The organism is Serinicoccus sp. JS2-9 (assembly GCF_059025165.1).
The window spans coordinates 2,708,465-2,727,188 of the sequence record NZ_CM180091.1 but is presented as its reverse complement, the minus strand read 5'-3'; the positions used below and the strand labels follow the sequence as shown (position 1 = coordinate 2,727,188).

The following is an 18,724-nucleotide window of genomic DNA, read 5'->3' as shown; positions in this document are numbered from 1 at the left end:
GGCAGGGTTGGCAGAGCGCCGACCGGATCGCTATGTTCGACGCAGCAGGGTTCACCTGCGACGACCGACAAGGAGTAGGACCGTGGCCCTTCCCGAGCTGACGCCCGAGCAGCGCGCCGACGCGCTGGCCAAGGCGGCCGCCGCTCGACGCGAGCGCGCAGCCGTCAAGAACCGCCTGAAGAACGCCCAGGGCTCTCTCCAGGACGTCATCGCCGAGGGCAAGGAGAACGACGTCATCGGCAAGATGAAGGTCTCGGCGCTGCTGGAGTCCATGCCCGGCGTCGGTCGGGTGCGGGCCCGGCAGCTGATGGAGGAGATCGGGATCTCCGAGAGCCGGCGGGTCCGCGGGCTGGGCGCCAACCAGGTGCACCAGCTCCTCGAGCACTTCGACGGCCGCTGAGCGCGCAGGCAGCGCACGGTCGCCCGCGTCCTGCAGGACCGGCCGGCGGGCGCCTCGTGGTGCTCGCCGGGCCGACGGCGGTCGGTAAGGGGACGGTCGCCGCCCACGTCCGCGAGCACCATCCGGAGGTCTGGCTCTCGGTGTCCGCCACGACCCGGCGGCCCCGACCGGGGGAGGTGGACGGGGAGCACTACTTCTTCGTCGACGACCGGGAGTTCGACCGCCTCGAGCAGGAGGGGCAGCTGCTGGAGTGGGCCACGGTGCACGGACGGGCCCGCTACGGCACCCCGCGTGGTCCGGTGGAGGACTCCCTGGCCGCCGGACGCCCCACGATGCTGGAGATCGATCTGCAGGGTGCCCGCCAGGTCCGGGCCGCCATGCCGGAGGCGTTCTTCGTCTTCCTGGCCCCGCCCTCGTGGGACGAGCTGGTGCAGCGGCTGGTCGGTCGCGGCACCGAGTCCGAGGCGGAGCGCACCCGTCGGCTCCAGACCGCGCGGACCGAGCTGGCTGCCGCTCCGGAGTTCGATGTGACCATCGTCAACGACGATGTCGCCCGGGCCTCCGCGGAACTCGTATCATTGATGGTCGACCCCCAAGCGAAGGACTGAGACGAACGTGAGTGGAACCGGCACCATCGCCCACCCCGACGGCATTACCAACCCGCCGATCGACAGCCTGCTCCAGCGGGCGGACAGCAAGTACGCCCTGGTGATCTACGCCGCGAAGCGGGCCCGCCAAATCAACGCCTACTACGCCCAGCTCAGCGAGGGCCTGCTGGAGTACGTCGGCCCGCTCGTCGAGGCGGACGCCACCGACAAGCCGCTGTCGATCGCCCTCCACGAGGTCGACCAGGGCAAGCTGCACACGAGCTCCCCGGAGAGCTGACCCGGCGACGTCGGCGACAGGCCTGCGACCCATGCGCATCGTGCTCGGCGTGGCCGGGGGAATCGCCGCCTACAAGGCCTGCTCGGTGCTGCGCCTGCTCACCGAGGCGGGTCACGAGGTCACGGTCGTGCCCACCGGGGCGGCCCTGCACTTCGTCGGTGCCGCCACCTGGGAGGCGCTGAGCGGCCGCGCCGTCTCCGCGGAGGTCTGGGACGACGTGCCGTCCGTCCCGCACGTCCGGCTCGGTCAGCAGGCCGATCTGGTCCTGGTCGCTCCGGCGACCGCGGACCTGCTGGCCCGTGCCGCGCACGGGCTCGCCGATGACCTGCTGACCAACACCCTGCTCACGGCCCGCTGCCCGGTCGTGCTGGCGCCGGCCATGCACACCGAGATGTGGACCCACCCGGCGACCGTCGCCAACGTCGCGCAGCTGAGAGAGCGCGGGGTCAGCGTCGTCGAGCCCGCGTCGGGGCGGCTCACGGGAACCGACACCGGACCAGGGCGGCTTCCCGAGCCGGAGGAGATCGTGGCCGCGGCCCTCGCCGCGGTGGACCGGGAGCAGATGACGGCGGCCGGCGGCGCGGGTGACCTCGCCGGGCGGCACGTCGTCGTGTCGGCCGGGGGCACGCGGGAGCCGCTGGACCCGGTCCGCTTCCTCGGCAACCGGTCCTCCGGCAAGCAGGGGTATGCCGTCGCCGCTGCGGCGGCGCGCCGGGGCGCCCGCGTGAGCCTGGTCAGCGCCAACGTCGCGCTGCCGGCGCCGGAGGGGTGCGACGTGGTGCCGGTCGAGACCGCGCTGGAGCTGCAGGAGGCGCTGGGCGCTCTCGTCGGCGCCGGGGTGGACGCCGTCGTCATGGCGGCTGCGGTCGCGGACTTCCGACCGGCGACCTACGCCGACACCAAGATCAAGAAGTCGCACGCCGACGGGGAGGAGAGCTCGGCGCCCATGATCGAGCTGGTCCGCAACCCCGACATCCTGGCCGGCCTGGTGCGCTCCCGGGGTGACGCCGCCCGGCCCTTCCTCGTCGGGTTCGCCGCCGAGACGGGCGATGCCACCGGCGGCGTCCTCCAGTTGGCGCGCGCCAAGCTGGAGCGCAAGGGGTGCGACCTGCTCGTCGCCAACGAGGTCGGGGTCGACACCACCTTCGGTCAGGACGACAGCACGGCGCACCTGCTGTGGCCCGGACAGGCCGACGACGCCGTCGTCACCGTGGGGCCCGGACCGAAGCGGGACGTCGCCGAGGCGATCTGGGACGCCGTGGCGCCGGCCCTGCCCTGAACCAGGTCTGTCGCCCCTCGGCCGTAGACTCGCGACAGCCAGCAGCCGCTGCACCGCACTCCGTGTGCCACCCCGCGAAGGAGCCTCATCGCATGACCCGTCTGTTCACGTCCGAGTCCGTCACCGAGGGGCACCCGGACAAGATCTGCGACCAGATCAGCGACGCGATCCTCGACGACCTGCTCCGCCAGGACCCGCAGTCGCGCGTGGCGGTGGAGACCATGGTGACGACCGGGCTGGTGCACGTCGCCGGAGAGGTCCGCACGGACGGCTACGCCAACATCGCCCAGCTGGTCCGGGAGACGATCCTCGAGATCGGCTACGACAACTCGCACAAGGGCTTCGACGGTCGCACCTGCGGCGTCGAGATCTCCATCGGTGACCAGTCGATCGACATCGCGACGGGGGTCGACGACGCGGTGTCCACCCGTGGTGACGACGGCGCGCACGACTACGACCACCAAGGAGCAGGGGACCAGGGGCTCATGTTCGGCTACGCGTGCGACGACACGCCCGAGCTGATGCCGCTGCCCATCTTCCTGGCGCACCGGCTGGCCGAGCAGCTCAGCACCGTCCGCACCTCGGGAGAGCTCGACTACCTCCGCCCGGACGGCAAGACGCAGGTGACCATCGCCTATGACGGGGACCGGGCGGTGCGGCTCGACACGGTGGTGCTCTCCACGCAGCACGCGACGGGGATCGACCTCGAGGAGCAGCTCACCCCCGACATCCGCGAGCGTGTCATCACGCCGGTGCTGGCGGCGGCGCACGAGGCCGGCGTCGACCTCAAGACCGATGGCTACCGCATGCTCGTCAACCCCACCGGAGTCTTCACCATCGGTGGGCCCATGGGGGACGCCGGGTTGACCGGCCGCAAGGTCATCGTCGACACCTACGGTGGCATGGCCCGGCACGGGGGCGGGGCGTTCTCCGGCAAGGACCCCTCCAAGGTGGACCGCAGCGCCACGTATGCCATGCGCTGGGTGGCCAAGAACGTCGTGGCCGCGGGGCTGGCACGCCGGTGCGAGATCCAGGTCGCCTACGCTATCGGCTACCCCCGCCCCGTCGGCCTCTACGTCGAGACCTTCGGCACCGAGGCGGTCCCGGTCGACACCATCCAGCGCGCCGTCACCGAGGTCTTCGACCTGCGGCCCGCCGCCCTCGTGGACCAGCTCGACCTGCTGCGACCGATCTATCGGCCCACCGCGGCCTACGGGCACTTCGGCCGCACCAGCGCCCCAGGCGTGGAGGATGCCTTCACCTGGGAGCGGCTGGATCGGGTCGACGCTCTGCGCGCGGCGGTGTGACCCCGGAGTCGCCCGAGGCCGACGCGCCCGGGAGGGGCGAGCAGCTCGAGCTGGTGCCCGCTCCCTGCCCGCGGCGGCGGCGGGCGGGCCCCGCCTCCGATCGACCGCTCGCGGAGCGGGCACCGGTGGCCACGGTCGCCGTCGACACGCCGCTGGCGCACCTCGACCGGCCGTTCGAGTACGCCGTACCCGCCGACCTGGACGCGGCTGCGGTGCCAGGCGCGCGGGTCCGGGTCCGACTCGCTGGTCGGGACCACGACGGGTTCCTGCTCGGGCGGGCCGACGAGGCAGAGCACAGCGGTCGGCTGACGCCGCTGCGCTCGGTCGTGAGCCCGGAGCCCGTGCTGACCCCGCACGTCGCGGAGCTGGCGCGGGCGGTGGCCGACCACTACGGCGGCACGCTGTCCGACACGCTCCGGCTGGCCGTCCCGGCGCGCCACGCGCGCGCCGAGCGTTCGGTGCCTGGCGGCCCAGGAGGCGGCCCCGAGGAGGACCTTGAGTCCACGGAGGCAGCCTCGGCCCCACGGTCGGAGCGTGACCCCGCAGCCCGCACCGAGGAGCGGCGCCACCCGGCGGCGTGGGAGGCCTACCCGGCCGGAGGTGCGCTCCTGCGGCGGCTTCGCGGAGGAGAGGCGCCGGCGGCGTCCTGGCTGGCGCTGCCGACCCGACGTCCCGGTGCGGACTGGCCCGACGCGGTAGCGGATGCGGTCGCCGCCACCGTGGACGGGGGCCGCGGGGCTCTCGTGGTGGTCCCGGACCGGCGCGACGTCGACCGCGTGCTGACCGCTCTGGAGCAGGTGGTCGCGGACGATGATGTGGTGCGCCTCACGGCCGACCTCGGGCCGGAGGCGAGGTACCGCGCGTTCCTCCGGGTCCTGCGCGGGCAGGCGCCGGTGGTCGTCGGCACCCGGGCCAGCGCTTTCGCCCCCGTCCGCGACCTCGGCCTGCTGGTGTGCTGGGACGAGGGCGACGACCTCCACCACGAGCCGCGGGCCCCCTACCCGCACGTCCGTGAGGTGCTCCGGCTTCGGGCCGAGCAGGAGGGAGCCGCCCTGCTGCTCGGCGGCTACGCCCGCAGCGTCGCCGTGCAGGCCTGGGTGGCCGCCGGCGCGGTCGCGTCGGTGGTGTCCCGGGCCGATACTCTCCGCGCGTGTGCGCCCCGGGTGGTGGTGGCCGGGGAGGGCCACCAGCAGGACCGCGACCCGGCGGCCCGGACGGCCCGCATCCCCAGCCTGGCGTGGCGGACCCTCAAGGCGGGGCTCGAGGCGGGCCCGGTGCTGGTCCAGGTGCCGCGGCAGGGGTATGTCGTGGGGTTGGCCTGCCAGGACTGCCGCACGCAGGTGCGCTGCGTCCGGTGCCAGGGTCCGGTCGGAAGCCCGGGCTCGGGCGGCGTGGCCGCGTGCCGATGGTGCGGTGCCGAGGCGGTGGGTGAGCGGCAGTGCCTCGGGTGCGGATCCACCCGCACCCGGGTGACGGGGGTCGGTGAACGACGGACCGCCGAGGAGCTGGGCCGAGCCTTCCCGGGGGTCAGCGTCATCAGCTCCGGCGGTGACCACGTCGTGCCCGAGGTCGACGAGGCACCGGCACTCGTGGTGGCAACCCCAGGAGCCGAGCCGTGGTGCCCCGCCGGCTATGCGGCGGTCGCGCTGCTCGACGGCTGGCGCCTGCTGGAGCGGGCCTCGCTGGAGGCCCAGCCTGAGGCGCTGCGTCGCTGGTGCACGGCGGCGGCCCTGGCCCGGACCACTCGGCACGGTGCATCGGTGGTGCTCGCCGGGGTCCCCCCACATGCGTCCATCCCGGCGGTCGAGGCCCTGGTGCGGTGGGATCCGGCCTGGCTGGCCGCGCGCGAGCTCGCTGAACGGGTCGAGCTGGGTCTCCCACCGGCCCGCCGGCACGCCGTGCTCCGCGGTGCTGGGCCAGCCGTCCGCGAGGTGGCGACGGCCATCGCAGCCACCGGGCAGGAGGTGCTGGGCAGCGGCTCAGGATCCGCTCAGGACGGCGGTGGCCCCGCGGCCTGGGCGACCGTGGCCGAGACGAGTCCGGGGAGCCTCGCGGGCGCCGTGCGCCGCGTCCGGGCCGAGCGCAGCGCGCGCAAGGCCACCGAGGCCGTCCGGATCGTCGTGGAGGCCGAGGACCCGCTCAGGTGAGCGCCTTCGGGGTGGCGGTCGGATTGACGTAGCGTCACCGCTACGTAAGTCTCAAAAGGGTAACGATCACGTCACCGTGTGGGCACGACAGTGGCATCGCACGCGGGCGCATGCCTAAATTTCATCTCGTAACCCCAGGTGCGTCGTCGCGCTGGGTCAGGCCGGGACGGCCCGACTCCCCGGACGATGCCCATTCACTAGGAGGAACATTGAAGATCAGGCGCGCGACCATGGCCGTCGTGGCGGCCGGTGCCCTGGCGCTGGCCGGCTGCACGTCCGACACGGGTACTGACGACGACACCGCTGCCGAGGGCGGCTCCGACGAGGGTGACGGTGCCGACGAGAGCGCCGCTGCCGGTGACGACTCGGGCGAGACCTCGGGTGACGACATGGGTGGCGAGACCGGCTCCACCGCCAAGGCGGACCTCGGTGACATCACCACCAACGACGACTCCGTCTCGTTCTCCAGCGGTGCCGAGGAGTACAACGCCTTCAACGGCGACACCTCCGCGACCAACTCGACCTACAACTCGGTCGTCAACAACCAGCTCCAGGAGAGCTTCTGGTACTGGGGCACCGACGGCACGATCTACCCGAACGAGCACTTCGGCTCCTACGAGCAGACCTCTGAGGACCCGCTGACCGTCGAGTACACCATCTCCGACGACGCCGTCTGGTCCGACGGCACGCCGGTCACCGCGAACGACTACCTGCTCGAGTGGGCCTCCTCGAACCCGGAGGGCCTGGGCGGTGCCGACGCGCTCGGCTTCGACCCGGTGTCGGACACCTTTGGCAAGTACGTCCCCGAGGCTCCGGAGACCGAGCCGGGCAGCAAGACCTTCACGGTCGTCTACCCCGAGCCCTACCCGGACTGGGAGCTCGTCGTCGCGGCCGCGAAGCCCTCGCACGTCGCCGCCGAGCAGGCCGGCCTCGAGCCGGACGCCCTGGCGCAGGCCATCCTCGACGGTGAGACCGAGACGGTCGCCGAGGTTTCGGAGTTCTGGAACACCGGCTGGCTCTTCCCCGACTACCAGATCGAGGACGAGGCCCTGGTGCCCTCCTCCGGTCCCTACACGCTGCAGGGTGCGGCGTGGGAGACCGGCAGCCAGCTCGCGCTGGTGCCGAACGAGTCCTTCTACGGACCGGCCCCGGCGACCGGCAACCTGGTCTTCAAGTTCGCCGCCCCGGAGACCCACGTGCAGGCCCTGCAGAACGGTGACATCAACGTCATCGAGCCGCAGGCCACGGTCGACACCAAGCAGCAGCTCGAGGGCATGGGCGACTCGATCGCGGTCGAGAGCACCGACGAGATGACGTGGGAGCACCTCGACTACAACTTCGCCGAGGACTCGCCCTTCAACGACGCCAACGGTGGCCTCGCCGCCCGCGAGGCGTTCGCGATGTGCGTGCCGCGGCAGAACATCGTCGACAACCTGATCAAGCCCATCAACGAGAGCGCCGAGGTCATGAACCTCCGCGAGAAGTTCCCGTTCATGGACGACTACCAGGAGGTCGTGGACGCGGCCTACGACGGTCGCTACGACCAGGTCGACATCGAGGGCGCGGCGGCCAAGCTGGAGGAGGCCGGGCTCGAGACCCCGGTCGAGGTCCGGATCGGCTACTCCGCCCCCAACCAGCGTCGCACCGAGGAGGTCAGCGCGATCAAGGCCTCCTGTGACGAGGCGGGCTTCGAGATCGTCGACGCCGGCGACTCGACCTTCTTCGAGGCCGGTGGCCCGCTGGAGACCGGCGACTGGGAGATCGCGCTGTTCGCCTGGGCCGGTTCCGGTCAGGTGGCCTCCGGCCAGCCGATCTTCTCGACCGACGGTGGCCAGAACTTCGGTGGCTTCTCCAACGAGGAGGTCGACGCTGCCTGGGACACCCTGGCCACGTCGAACGACCCGGCGGTGCACCTGGAGCAGGTGAAGGTCATCGAGAAGCTGCTGTGGGACAACCTGCACGGCATCCCGCTCTTCGCCCACCCGGGCGTGACGGGCTACGACAGCACCCTGGAGAACGTCATGCCGACGTCCGTCCAGACCGGTGTCTCGTGGAACGCCGAGCAGTGGGTGCGCGCCAGCTGACGCTGGACGCTCCCCGTCCGTCGCGCCGGCTCCTGGCCGGTCACGACGACTGAGGCAGCATGGGGCGGGAGGGCAACGCCCTCCCGCCCCGTCGCGCGTCCCCACCCACCGTCCCTTGCGTCGCCGGGACGCGTGCACGTCAGCGCCGACGTGACCACCCCCCCGACCGACGCGCTACAGTTCCGTCGACGCCACACCGCCGTGAGTCCTCAGGAAGGTTCTTCTCGTGCTCCAGTTCATCCTCCGCAGGATCGCCGTCTCGGCGCTCATCCTGTTCCTGGGATCTGTGTTGATGTACGTCCTCACGATCAACTCGGGTGATCCACTCGAGGACCTGCGCGAGTCGCGGCGGGAGAACCGTCAGCAGCTGATGGACGCGCGCACCGAGAACATGGGGCTGGATCTGCCGTGGTACCAGCGCTATCTCGGGTGGCTGTCGGGGGTGAGCCGGTGCGTCGTGCTGCAGTGCGACCTCGGGACCACCCGGGACGGTGCCAACGTCAACAGCCTGCTGCTCGACTCGGCCGGCGCCAGTCTGCGTCTGGTGACGATCGCGACCTTCCTGGCGATCTTCATCGGAGTCGCCCTCGGTGTGCTCTCGGCGATCCGGCAGTACTCCGGCTTCGACTACGTCATCACCTTCCTCGCCTTCCTCTTCTTCTCCCTGCCGGTCTTCTGGGCAGCGGTGCTGCTCAAGGACTTCGGCGCCATCCGCTTCAACAACTGGATGGCAGATCCGAGCGTGACGACGGTCGTCATGGTGGTGATCTCGCTCGTGTTCGGGTTGCTGGTCGCCTCGGTGCTGGGGGGTGACCTGCGGCGACAGGCGCTGACCTTCCTCATCACCTCGGTCGTCCTGCTCGCGGCCATCTTCTGGTTCGACCGGGTCGACTGGTGGATCTACCCGGCCCTCGGGCTGCCGCTCATCCTGCTGGGGGGCCTGGCCGCGCTCGGCTTCATGCTCGTGATGACGGTCGGTCTGCAGAACCGCAAGGTGATGTATGCCGGGCTCGTCACCGTGGCGCTCGGCCTGGTGTCCTACTTCGTGACCGGGCCGATCCTGGACGACCCGTCCAGCTGGTGGGTCATCCTGGCCCTGCTCGCCGTGACGGTCGCCGTGGGGGCCGCGGTGGGCTGGCTCATGGGGGGCTACGAGCGCCGGACCGCGATCTGGGTCTGCATCGGCACCGCCGTCGGCATGGGCTTCCTCGTCTTCATGGATCAGCTGCTCCGCGCGTGGAACGGCTTCCTGGAGATGACCGGGAACCGTCCCGTCAGCACCATCGGGGAGAACCGCATCATCCCGGAGCGCTTCGAGGGCACCTTCTGGGAGGGAGTCTTCAACTGGGGGGTGCAGCTGGTGCTCCCGACGATCGTCCTGACGCTCATCTCGATCGCCGCCTACAGCCGCTACACGCGTGGCTCGATGCTGGAGACCATCAACCAGGACTACATCCGCACCGCCCGGTCCAAGGGCCTGTCGGACCGGGTCGTCTACACCAAGCACGCGCTGCGCAACGCGCTGATCCCCATCACGACCATCGTCGCCTTCGACTTCGCCTCCCTGCTCGGCGGTGCGGTCATCACCGAGACGATCTTCGGCTGGCGCGGCCTCGGGGCGATGTTCGCCTCCGGTCTGGACCTGGTCGATCCGAACCCCGTCATGGCCTACTACCTCGTCGCAGGGGGCGCGGCGGTGCTCATGAACATGATGGCGGACATCGCCTATGCCTTCCTCGACCCGCGGATCCGGCGGTGAGCGGCATGCAGCACCCCACCGCCCCCACGACCGCCGACCACCAGCCTGGGAGGACCACCCGATGAGCGACCCCACCCGTCCGGACGAACCGGCCGACCACACCCCGGCGGCGACCAGCGTCGAGGAACGCTTCTCCGTCGAGAAGCAGCTGGACCTGTCGCAGAAGTCCTACTCGCAGGGGCAGCTCGTGCGGCGCCGGTTCTTCCGGCACCGCGGGGCCATGGTCTCGCTGGTGATGCTGCTGTTCGTCGCCGCCATGGCGTTCACCTCCATCGGCTACGGCTGGCTGCCGGGCTGGTGGGACAAGAACTACTGGGAGGCGGGGACCGCCATCGACGGTGGCGCGCCGACGTTGCGCCTGTGGCCCTTCCAGGTGGGGGAGCACCCCTTCGGCCAGGACACCATCGGCAAGGACTACTTCGCGCTGTCGATGCGCGGCACCCAGCGCTCGCTCATCGTGGCCTTCACCGTCGGGATCCTGGCGACCCTGGTCGGAACCCTCATCGGCGCGATCGCCGGTTTCTACCGCGGGTGGGTCGAGGCGATCCTCATGCGGGTGACCGACCTGTTCATCGTCATCCCGCTGCTGGTGCTGGCCGCGGTGCTGGGCAAGATGGCCGGTGGTGGCATCTGGCCCCTGGCCCTGGTCCTCAGCCTCGTGAGCTGGACCGGGCTGGCCCGGCTGGTGCGCGGCGAGGTCCTCTCGCTGCGCGAGCGCGAGTTCGTCACCGCGGCCGAGGCCATCGGCACCAACTCCGGTCGCATCATCTTCAAGCACATCCTGCCCAACACCGTCGGCACGATCATCGTCAGCGCTACGCTGACCATCGCGACCACGATCCTGCTCGAGTCGGCCCTGTCCTTCCTGGGCTTTGGGGTGCAGTCGCCAGACACCTCGCTGGGTCTGCTCATCTCGACCTACCAGAACGCCTTCCTCACCCGGCCCTGGCTGTTCTGGTGGCCGGGCCTGCTCATCCTCGCCATCGCCCTGTCCGTCAACTTCCTCGGCGACGGTCTGCGCGACGCCTTCGACCCCCGCCAGAACAGGACTGCCGACTGATGACCACGACGACGCAGAGCAACTCCGGCGAGCCCGTCTACACCGGGTCCGGCACTCCCACCGAGGGCGAGGAGGTCGTCCTCTCCTTCTCCGACGTCGATGTGCGGTTCAAGACCGAGTTCGGCAGCGTGCACGCCGTCAAGGGCGTGGACCTCCGGGTGCGCCCCGGTGAGGTCGTGGCGCTGGTCGGGGAGTCCGGCTCCGGCAAGTCGGTCACCTCGATGACCGCCATGCGGCTGCTCCCCCGCAACGCCACCATCGGTGGCCAGGTCGACGTCGCCGGGCACGAGGTGGGCCGGCTGACCGAGTCGGCGATGCGGCGGCTGCGCGGCAACGACGTCGCGATGGTCTTCCAGGAGCCGATGACGGCACTCAACCCGGTGCTGACCATCGGCACCCAGATGGTGGAGTCGATGGAGCTGCACGGCGTCGCCCGCGGCGCCAACGCGTGGTCCCGCGCCATCGAGCTCCTCGGGATGGTCGGCATACCCGAGCCCGAGCGGCAGATGAAGAAGTATCCGCACGAGCTGTCCGGTGGCCAGCGGCAGCGCGTGGTCATCGCCATCGCCATCAGCTGCGACCCCAAGGTCATCATCGCCGACGAGCCGACGACGGCGCTGGACGTCACCGTCCAGGCCGACATCCTCGACCTGCTGCGCTCCCTCAAGGACAAGCTCAACACCGGCATCCTGCTCATCACCCACAACATGGGCGTCGTCGCCGACATGGCCGACCGCGTCGCGGTGATGTTCAAGGGTGAGATCGTCGAGCGCGGGACCGCCGAGGAGGTCATCCTCCACCCTCAGCACGACTACACGCAGATGCTGCTCGGGTCCGTCCCGAGGATGGGTGCCGGGCGCGGCCAGATGGGCATCAGCGTCAACGAGCAGGTCGACGAGGACGCCCCCCTGGCGATCGAGCTGAAGAACCTCGTCATCGAGTACCAACGCCTCGGCAAGTCGCCCTTCCGCGCGGTCGACGACGTCAGCTTCGACGTGCGCAAGGGGGAGATCGTCGGCCTGGTGGGCGAGTCGGGCTCCGGCAAGAGCACCATCGGACGGTGCGCGCTGGGCCTCATCCCGGCGGCCGGGGGCGAGTTCCGCCTCCTCGGAGAGGACATCACCCAGCTCAGCCGCCGCCAGCTCAAGCCCCTGCGCAAGCGCATCGGCGTCATCTTCCAGGATCCGGCCGCCTCGCTGAACCCCAGACTGCCGATCGGCGAGTGCATCGCCGAGCCGCTCGTCGTCCACAAGGTGGGGGACCGCAAGTCGCGCGAGCAGAAGGTCTACGAGCTGCTGGACGCGGTCCACCTGCCGCGCGAGGTCTACAACCGCTATCCCCACGAGGTCTCCGGCGGGCAGCGGCAACGCATCTCCGTGGCCCGCGCGCTGACGCTGGACCCCGAGCTCCTGGTGGCCGACGAGCCGACCTCGGCGCTCGACGTGTCCGTCCAGGCCCGGGTCCTCAAGATCTTCGCCGAGCTGCAGGAGCAGTTCGGCTTCGCCTGCCTCTTCATCAGCCACGACCTGGCCGTCATCGACCTGCTGGCCCACAAGGTGGTCGTGCTCCAGAACGGCAGGGTGGTCGAGGCTGGGCCGCGGGAGCAGATCATGGAGCACCCGCAGGAGGAGTACACCCAGCGACTGATCGCCGCCGCGCCGGTGCCCGACCCCATCGAGCAGGGCCGGCGTCGGCGCGACCGGCACGAGCTGCTGCGGGAGCAGGGCGAGGAGGTCGTCGAGCTGCGGGTGGACGGCAAGAACTTCCACGAGTCCTCGGGCGAGGCAGAGGTCGTCGAGGTCGACGAGTCCGACCCCCAGCGTCGGGGCTGACCCGCCCGCGTGAGAGTCGTCTTTGCCGGCACCCCGGGCCCGGCGGTGCCCAGCCTGCGTGCCCTGCTGGCCTCCGAGCATGACGTGGTCGGGGTCCTCACCCGGCCCGATGCGCGCGCCGGCCGCGGTCGGACCCTGCGTCCCTCGCCGGTGCGCGCGGTGGCGCAGGAGCACGGCATACCCGTGGCCACCCCGCGAGGCCTGCGCGACCCCGAGGCGCAGGACCAGCTGCGCTCCTGGGCGCCTGAGGTGTGCGCGGTCGTGGCCTACGGCCAGCTGGTGCCGCCGACACTGCTGGACCTGCCCGAGCACGGCTGGATCAACCTGCACTTCTCGCTGCTGCCGGCGTGGCGGGGAGCCGCGCCCGTGCAGCACGCGGTGCGCGCCGGCGACGAGGTCACCGGCGCGGTGACCTTCGTGCTCGAGGAAGGGCTGGACACCGGCCCGGTGCTGGGTCGGCTCACCGAGACGATCCGCCCGCGGGACACCAGCGGTGACCTGCTTGCCCGGCTCGCCGTGGCGGGATCGTCGCTGCTCGTCGCGACGCTCGACGGCCTGGCGACGGGCACCCTGGTCGCCGAGCCGCAGCCGGCGGACGGGGTGAGCCTGGCGCCGAAGCTCGAGGTGGCTGATGCCCGGGTGGACTGGACCCGCCCGGGGTATGCCGTCGACCGGCTGGTCCGTGCCTGTACACCGGCGCCGGGGGCGTGGACGACCTTCCGCGGCGAGCGCCTCAAGGTGGCACCGCTGACCCCCGGTCCTGCCGACTCGGCAGGCCACGCGGCCGGGAGCGGTGCGCTCGCGCCGGGGGAGCTTCACGTCGAGCGCCGCGAGGTCCGGGTCGGCACCGCCTCGGAGCCGGTCCGGCTCGGGGAGGTCCAGCCGCAGGGGAAGCGGTCGATGCCCGCCACCGACTGGGCCCGTGGTGTGCGTCCGGAGCAAGGGGAGTGCTTCGATGCCTGAGCGGGAGCGCCGGTCAGGACGTGACGCCCCCAGGCGAGACGACGGGGGAGGGCGTGCAGGCGGCGAGGGGCGCCGTCGGGGCCCACGGCAGCGCTCCGCCCAGGCTCCGTCGCAACGCGCGCGGCGGGGCGACCCGGCGCGCGAGGTCGCCTACCAGGTGCTGCGCCGGGTGCGCAGCGACGACGCCTTCGCCAACCTGGTCCTGCCGGCGGCGATCCGGGCCGCCGACCTGGACGGTCGCGATGCCGCCTTCACGACCGAGCTCACCTACGGCACGATCCGGTTGCGGGGCCTCTACGACGCCGTCATCTCCAGAGCCGCGGAGCGTCCGGCCGCCCGGATCGACCCTCCGGTGCTCGACGTCCTCCGGCTCGGGGTGCACCAGCTCCTCGGGATGCGGGTGCCCGACCACGCGGCGGTCAGCGCCACCGTCGGGCTGGCGCGCCAGCACGTGGGTCAGGGCGCGGGCGGCTTCACCAACGCGGTGCTGCGCCGGGTGAGCGGGCAGGACCGGGACGCCTGGGTCGATGAGGTGACGGCGGGCCTGGACGACACCGTGCCGCGGCTGGCGGTCGAGCACTCCCACCCGGAGTGGGTGGTCCGGGCCCTGCGGGCCGCGCTCGTCGCCTCTCGGGGGGCCGAGCAGGCTGACCGGGAGCTGCCCCAGCTGCTGGAGGCGCACAACGCCCCCGGCCCGGTGATCCTCGCCGCCCGGCCCGGCCTGGTGACCGACGACGAGCTGACCTCGGCGGGGGCGTCTCCGGCGACGATCGCCCCCACCGCCTGGGAGCTGCCGGTGGGAGATCCCGGTGGCCTGGGGCCCGTGCGGGATGGTCGGGCCGCCGTCCAGGACGCCGGCTCGCAGCTGCTGACGCTCGCCCTGGTCGAGGCTCCCCTGGAGGGCGCCGATGCCCGCTGGCTCGACCTGTGTGCCGGGCCAGGCGGCAAGGCCGGCCTGCTCGCCGCCCTCGCCGCGCAGCGCGGCGCCTCGTTGCGGGCCAACGAGGTGAGCGAGCACCGGGCCGAGCTGGTGCGGCATACCCTCGTGGGGGCCGTGCAGGCGGGCTCGAGCGTCGAGGTGACCGTGGGGGACGGTCGCGAGGTGGGGCAGGAGGAGCCAGGGCGCTACGACCGCGCGCTCGTCGACGCGCCGTGCACGGGTCTGGGAGCCCTCCGGCGCCGCCCCGAGGCGCGGTGGCGGCGGTCGCCGCAGGACCTCACCACCCTGGGACCGCTGCAGCGCGCGCTGCTCGGGTCGGCGCTGGACGCGACCCGAACCGGAGGGCTGGTGGCCTATGCCACCTGCTCGCCGCACCTGGCCGAGACCGAGCTGGTCGTGCGCGACGTGCTCAGGGGTCGCGACGACGTCGTCGCCGAGGACGTGCGCCCGCTGCTGCGCGACCGGGTCGGTGGGGTCCTCGCGGACACCGGGGACGGCCCGTGGGCGCAGCTGTGGCCGCACCTGCACGGCACCGACGGCATGTTCGTGGCCCTGCTGCGACGGCGCTGAGGCGGTCGCCGGAGGGGCCGGGGTGCCCGTTAGTCTGGCCGCCATGAGCGCCGCGTCGTTACAGATCAGTCCCTCTCTCCTGTCGGCGGACTTCGCCAACCTGCAGGCCGAGCTGGACCGGATGGGCACGGCCGACTGGGCTCACGTCGACGTCATGGACAACCACTTCGTGCCCAACCTCACGCTCGGGCGCCCGGTCGTAGAGGCGCTGGCGCGGGTGAGCCCGGTGCCGCTGGACTGCCACCTCATGATCCAGGATCCGGACCGGTGGGCGCCGGGGTATGCCGAGGCGGGGGCCCGGTCGGTGACCTTCCACATCGAGGCGGTCGCCGACGCGGTGGCGACCGCACGGGCGATCCGGGCGGAGGGGGCGCGCGCGGCGTTCGCGCTCAAGCCGGCCACCCCGTTCGAGCCCTACGAGGAGCTGCTCGACGAGGTCGACATGGTGCTCGTCATGACCGTCGAGCCGGGGTTCGGGGGCCAGTCCTTCATGGCCGACCAGCTGCCCAAGGTGCAGGCGGTGCGCGAGGCCGTGCGCCGGCGCGGTGGTGAGATCTGGATCCAGGTCGACGGCGGCGTGGCCGACGACACGATCGGCCGGTGCGTCGAGGCGGGGGCCGACGTCTTCGTGGCCGGCTCGGCGGTCTTCGGCGCCGACGACGTCGGCGGAGCCATCGCGCGCCTCCGCGACGAGGCCGCCCGCCACCACCACCCCCACCCCTGACCGGCCGCGCGATATGCCGTGACCGGCCGCGCGGTATGCGGTGACCGGCCGCGCGATATGCCGTGACCGCCCGCGCGGTATGCCGTGACCGCCCGCACGATATGCCGTGACCGCCCGCGCCGTCTGCGGTCACCCGCCGCGCTAGACTGCGTGCTGCACACGTGCTCCGGGGTCGGTGAAATTCCGAGCCGGCGGTGAGAGTCCGCGACCCGGCCGCAGCCAGCGGTCGGTTGACCTGGTGAAACTCCAGGACCGACAGTCACAGTCTGGATGGGAGGCAGCACGCGAGCCGTTCCGACGGCGGTGGTGCGCGGGCGTCCGGCCCGTGCCCCGGCGACGTCCGGTCGTCTCGTCCGCTTCACGCACACCCCCGGCGCCCACACCCCGGCGTGGGGGATGGTCCCTCTCGCCACCTGAGAGGAACACCTGTGGACGTCTGGAACGACATCTTCTTCGCCGAGCTCACCGTGTTCGGCCACCCGATCGCCTGGCGGGAGGTCGTCGGCAACGGCTTCGGCTTCGCCTCCGCGATCCTCGGCATGCGCCGCACCGTCTGGGCCTGGCCCGTCGGCATCATCGGCAACCTGCTGCTCTTCACCGTCTTCATGGGCGTGTGGTTCAGCAACCCCCAGGAGCACAGTCTCTTCGGGCAGGCCGCGCGCCAGGTCTTCTTCATCGCGACCAGCGTCTACGGCTGGTGGCGCTGGCAGCAGTCCCGCAAGGGCCGCGCGAAGGGTGAGCCGGCGATCACGCCGCGCTGGGCCACCCTGCGGGAGCGCACGGCATACCTCCTCGCGGCGGTGCTGCTCATCGTCCTCACCCAGTGGGTCTTCGCCGAGATCGGTGCCGGATGGCCGGCACCGCGCTGGTACTACTGGACCGATGCCTGGATCTTCGTCGGCTCCATGCTCGCGACCTACGCGATGGCGCGGGGATGGGTCGACTTCTGGCTGGTGTGGATCGCCGTGGACCTGGTCGGCGTGCCGCTGCTGTGGCACAGCGGCTACTACCCTTCTGCCGTGATGTATGCGGTGTACGGCGGCCTCGTGCTCTGGGGCTTCATCGTGTGGTCCCGTGCCGCGCGGGACGAGCGTCCGCAGGGTGCCGTGACCGGCGCAGGACCGGCGGAGGGGGACCGTACGCTGGTGCGGTGACCCCCTCGAACCGCGCCGCCGATCCCTACGCCACCTTTCGACCCCTCACCGGGGCCTGGGTGGCGCGAGGGAGCGCCCTCGCCTCGGTGGTGGTCTTCGGCCTGGTCGCGTTCCTCGCGCCCGCCTACACCGGGGCCACCGCGACGATGGACCTGCTCAACCGGGTCTTCGTGGGCGTGTTCGGTCTGGCCCTGGGCGGCTTCCTCTGGCGGTATGCCGTCATCCGCGCGGTCCCCACGCGCACCGGGCTCACGGTGGTCAACCTGGTGCAGCGGCACCAGCTGGAGTGGGCGCAGATCGTCGGTGTCGGCTTCTCCGGGGGTGCCCCGTGGGCGGTGCTGGAGCTCACCGACACCGACGAGGTCGCGGTGATGGCGATCCAGCGCGCGGACGGCGAGCGGGCCCGGCGTGAGGCGTCCCGGCTGGCGGCGCTCGTCGCGCACCATCAGCGGCGCAGCTAGCCCTCCGGGTCCATCTCATCCCTGGTCGGCGGCACCCGGCGTCGGGCGTCGGCGAGGGACATGCCTGACAGCGTGAGCAGGTCCACGACGGTCGAGCGCACCTGCGCCCGCAGCACCTCGGCCGACAGCTCGGCGCGCGGATGGCTCCACGTGGACTGGCGCGCCAGGTGGACCAGGTCCTCCCGGGCGTCGTCCAGGGGCTCGCGTTCCTCGAGCTGCTCCTGGATGACGGCCGTGACCTCGGCCAGCCCTTCGACCATGTCGATGTAGGTGTCGGGGACGAACTCGCGGGCCCCGACCGCGGCCTCGGCACGTCGGGACAGCACGCGCACGTTGCGGATGGCCAGATCGAGGGGTTGCAGCAACGCCTGGATCTCCCGCACCTCGTCCCGGTGGACACCGGACAGCAAGGGGGCCAGCCGGGCCGCGGCGGCCGCCTCGGCGGTGGTGGTGCGTAGGCTCTCGAGCTCGGTGGACAGACCGCGCGCCGTCTCGAGAGCGCGGGTCGCGCGACCGACGTCCCGGTTGCGCAGGCTCTGGGCCGTGTCGGTGAGGACCTCCGCCAGGTGGCCCACCAGGGTGATGATGCGCTCCCGCGGCCGTTGTGTCGTGGAGCGCACGGGCGCGAGCATGGCGATGAGGAGGGCCACCGAGCCACCGACCGCGGCGTCCAGCCATCGGCTGAAGGCTTCGCCCTCACCGGCGACGAGCGTGGTGATGATCACCCCCTGGATGCCCGCCTGCATCATGAGCAGCTGCCCCGCGCCGGCCAGCACGGCGAGCGACATGGCGACGGTCACCACGGCGAGGATCTGCCACAGGCCATTGCCGAAGACGTGGACGAAGAGGTCGCCGATCGCGACCCCGATGGCCACGCCGAAGGTCAGCTCGATGATCCTCCGCACCCGGTCGCCGTACGTGAGCCCGAGGCACACCATGGCGGTGATGGGGGCGAAGAACGGCAGCGGATGCCCGAGGAGGTCATGGGCGACGAACCACGCGAGGGTGGCGCCCACGGCGGCCTGGGCGATGAGCCAGATGCGGACGCGCAACCGCAGCAGCCGGGTGCGCAGGGCTCCGGGACGCATCTCGTCGAGGACGGGGTCGAGGACGAAGTGGCCCGCGGCACGGGCCTGCTCCCGCGCGTTGCTCATGGGCC

General features: G+C 71.9%; 16 protein-coding genes and 1 riboswitch. Of the genes, 15 read left to right on the top strand and 1 reads right to left on the bottom strand.

Features of this window, described 5'->3' with window-relative positions; genetic code table 11:
* Window positions 1–82 precede the first annotated feature (82 nt).
* The 15 genes from mihF (at window position 83) to AC5PYY_RS13125 (ending at window position 17,565) form a co-directional block, all read left to right on the top strand.
* A complete protein-coding gene (mihF, locus tag AC5PYY_RS13195; RefSeq protein ID WP_493897265.1) occupies window positions 83–400 on the top strand; it encodes an integration host factor, actinobacterial type in 318 nt (105 codons plus the stop codon).
* A gap of 56 nt (window positions 401–456) precedes the next feature.
* Window positions 457–1,008 (top strand): guanylate kinase, encoded by a 552-nt coding sequence (gene gmk / locus AC5PYY_RS13190; RefSeq protein ID WP_493897264.1) that lies wholly within the window; start codon window positions 457–459, stop codon window positions 1,006–1,008.
* Window positions 1,009–1,015: 7 nt separating this feature from the next.
* Window positions 1,016–1,285: a DNA-directed RNA polymerase subunit omega gene (gene rpoZ, locus AC5PYY_RS13185; RefSeq protein ID WP_493897263.1), complete on the top strand. Its 270-nt coding sequence runs from the start codon at window positions 1,016–1,018 to the stop codon at window positions 1,283–1,285.
* A 31-nt stretch (window positions 1,286–1,316) separates the two neighbouring features.
* Window positions 1,317–2,564, top strand: a complete 1,248-nt coding sequence (coaBC, locus tag AC5PYY_RS13180; RefSeq protein WP_493897262.1) for a bifunctional phosphopantothenoylcysteine decarboxylase/phosphopantothenate--cysteine ligase CoaBC — start codon at window positions 1,317–1,319, stop codon at window positions 2,562–2,564.
* A gap of 92 nt (window positions 2,565–2,656) precedes the next feature.
* A complete protein-coding gene (metK, locus tag AC5PYY_RS13175) occupies window positions 2,657–3,871 on the top strand; it encodes a methionine adenosyltransferase (protein WP_493897261.1) in 1,215 nt (404 codons plus the stop codon).
* Window positions 3,868–6,018: a primosomal protein N' family DNA-binding protein gene (locus AC5PYY_RS13170; RefSeq protein ID WP_493897260.1), complete on the top strand. Its 2,151-nt coding sequence runs from the start codon at window positions 3,868–3,870 to the stop codon at window positions 6,016–6,018. Before metK ends, AC5PYY_RS13170 begins: the two co-directional genes overlap by 4 nt.
* 209 nt (window positions 6,019–6,227) lie before the next feature.
* Window positions 6,228–8,102 carry an ABC transporter substrate-binding protein gene (locus AC5PYY_RS13165; protein ID WP_493897259.1) on the top strand — a complete coding sequence of 625 codons (1,875 nt, stop codon included), beginning with the start codon at window positions 6,228–6,230 and terminating at the stop codon, window positions 8,100–8,102.
* Between the two features lie 226 nt (window positions 8,103–8,328).
* Complete coding sequence (locus tag AC5PYY_RS13160) at window positions 8,329–9,861, top strand: ABC transporter permease (protein ID WP_493897258.1); 1,533 nt, start codon at window positions 8,329–8,331, stop codon at window positions 9,859–9,861.
* A gap of 61 nt (window positions 9,862–9,922) precedes the next feature.
* Window positions 9,923–10,921 carry an ABC transporter permease gene (locus tag AC5PYY_RS13155; RefSeq protein ID WP_493897257.1) on the top strand — a complete coding sequence of 333 codons (999 nt, stop codon included), beginning with the start codon at window positions 9,923–9,925 and terminating at the stop codon, window positions 10,919–10,921.
* Window positions 10,921–12,753 (top strand): ABC transporter ATP-binding protein, encoded by a 1,833-nt coding sequence (locus tag AC5PYY_RS13150; protein ID WP_493897256.1) that lies wholly within the window; start codon window positions 10,921–10,923, stop codon window positions 12,751–12,753. Before AC5PYY_RS13155 ends, AC5PYY_RS13150 begins: the two co-directional genes overlap by 1 nt.
* Before the next feature lie 9 nt (window positions 12,754–12,762).
* Complete coding sequence (gene fmt, locus AC5PYY_RS13145; RefSeq protein WP_493897255.1) at window positions 12,763–13,716, top strand: methionyl-tRNA formyltransferase; 954 nt, start codon at window positions 12,763–12,765, stop codon at window positions 13,714–13,716.
* Window positions 13,709–15,226 carry an RsmB/NOP family class I SAM-dependent RNA methyltransferase gene (locus AC5PYY_RS13140; protein WP_493897254.1) on the top strand — a complete coding sequence of 506 codons (1,518 nt, stop codon included), beginning with the start codon at window positions 13,709–13,711 and terminating at the stop codon, window positions 15,224–15,226. The genes fmt and AC5PYY_RS13140 overlap by 8 nt, the downstream gene beginning before the upstream one ends.
* A 43-nt stretch (window positions 15,227–15,269) precedes the next feature.
* Window positions 15,270–15,950 carry a ribulose-phosphate 3-epimerase gene (gene rpe, locus AC5PYY_RS13135; RefSeq protein WP_493897253.1) on the top strand — a complete coding sequence of 227 codons (681 nt, stop codon included), beginning with the start codon at window positions 15,270–15,272 and terminating at the stop codon, window positions 15,948–15,950.
* Between the two features lie 157 nt (window positions 15,951–16,107).
* A riboswitch (FMN riboswitch) is annotated at window positions 16,108–16,238 on the top strand.
* 140 nt (window positions 16,239–16,378) lie between these two features.
* On the top strand, window positions 16,379–17,104 hold the full coding sequence (gene pnuC, locus AC5PYY_RS13130) for a nicotinamide riboside transporter PnuC (RefSeq protein ID WP_493897252.1): 726 nt from the start codon (window positions 16,379–16,381) through the stop codon (window positions 17,102–17,104).
* Window positions 17,101–17,565: a PH domain-containing protein gene (locus tag AC5PYY_RS13125; RefSeq protein ID WP_493897251.1), complete on the top strand. Its 465-nt coding sequence runs from the start codon at window positions 17,101–17,103 to the stop codon at window positions 17,563–17,565. The genes pnuC and AC5PYY_RS13125 overlap by 4 nt, the downstream gene beginning before the upstream one ends.
* Here AC5PYY_RS13125 and AC5PYY_RS13120 read toward each other — a convergent pair.
* Window positions 17,562–18,719, bottom strand: coding sequence for an FUSC family protein (locus AC5PYY_RS13120; protein ID WP_493897250.1), 1,158 nt, complete (start codon window positions 18,717–18,719; stop codon window positions 17,562–17,564). The two genes, AC5PYY_RS13125 and AC5PYY_RS13120, sit on opposite strands and share 4 nt — an antisense overlap.
* Window positions 18,720–18,724 lie beyond the last annotated feature (5 nt).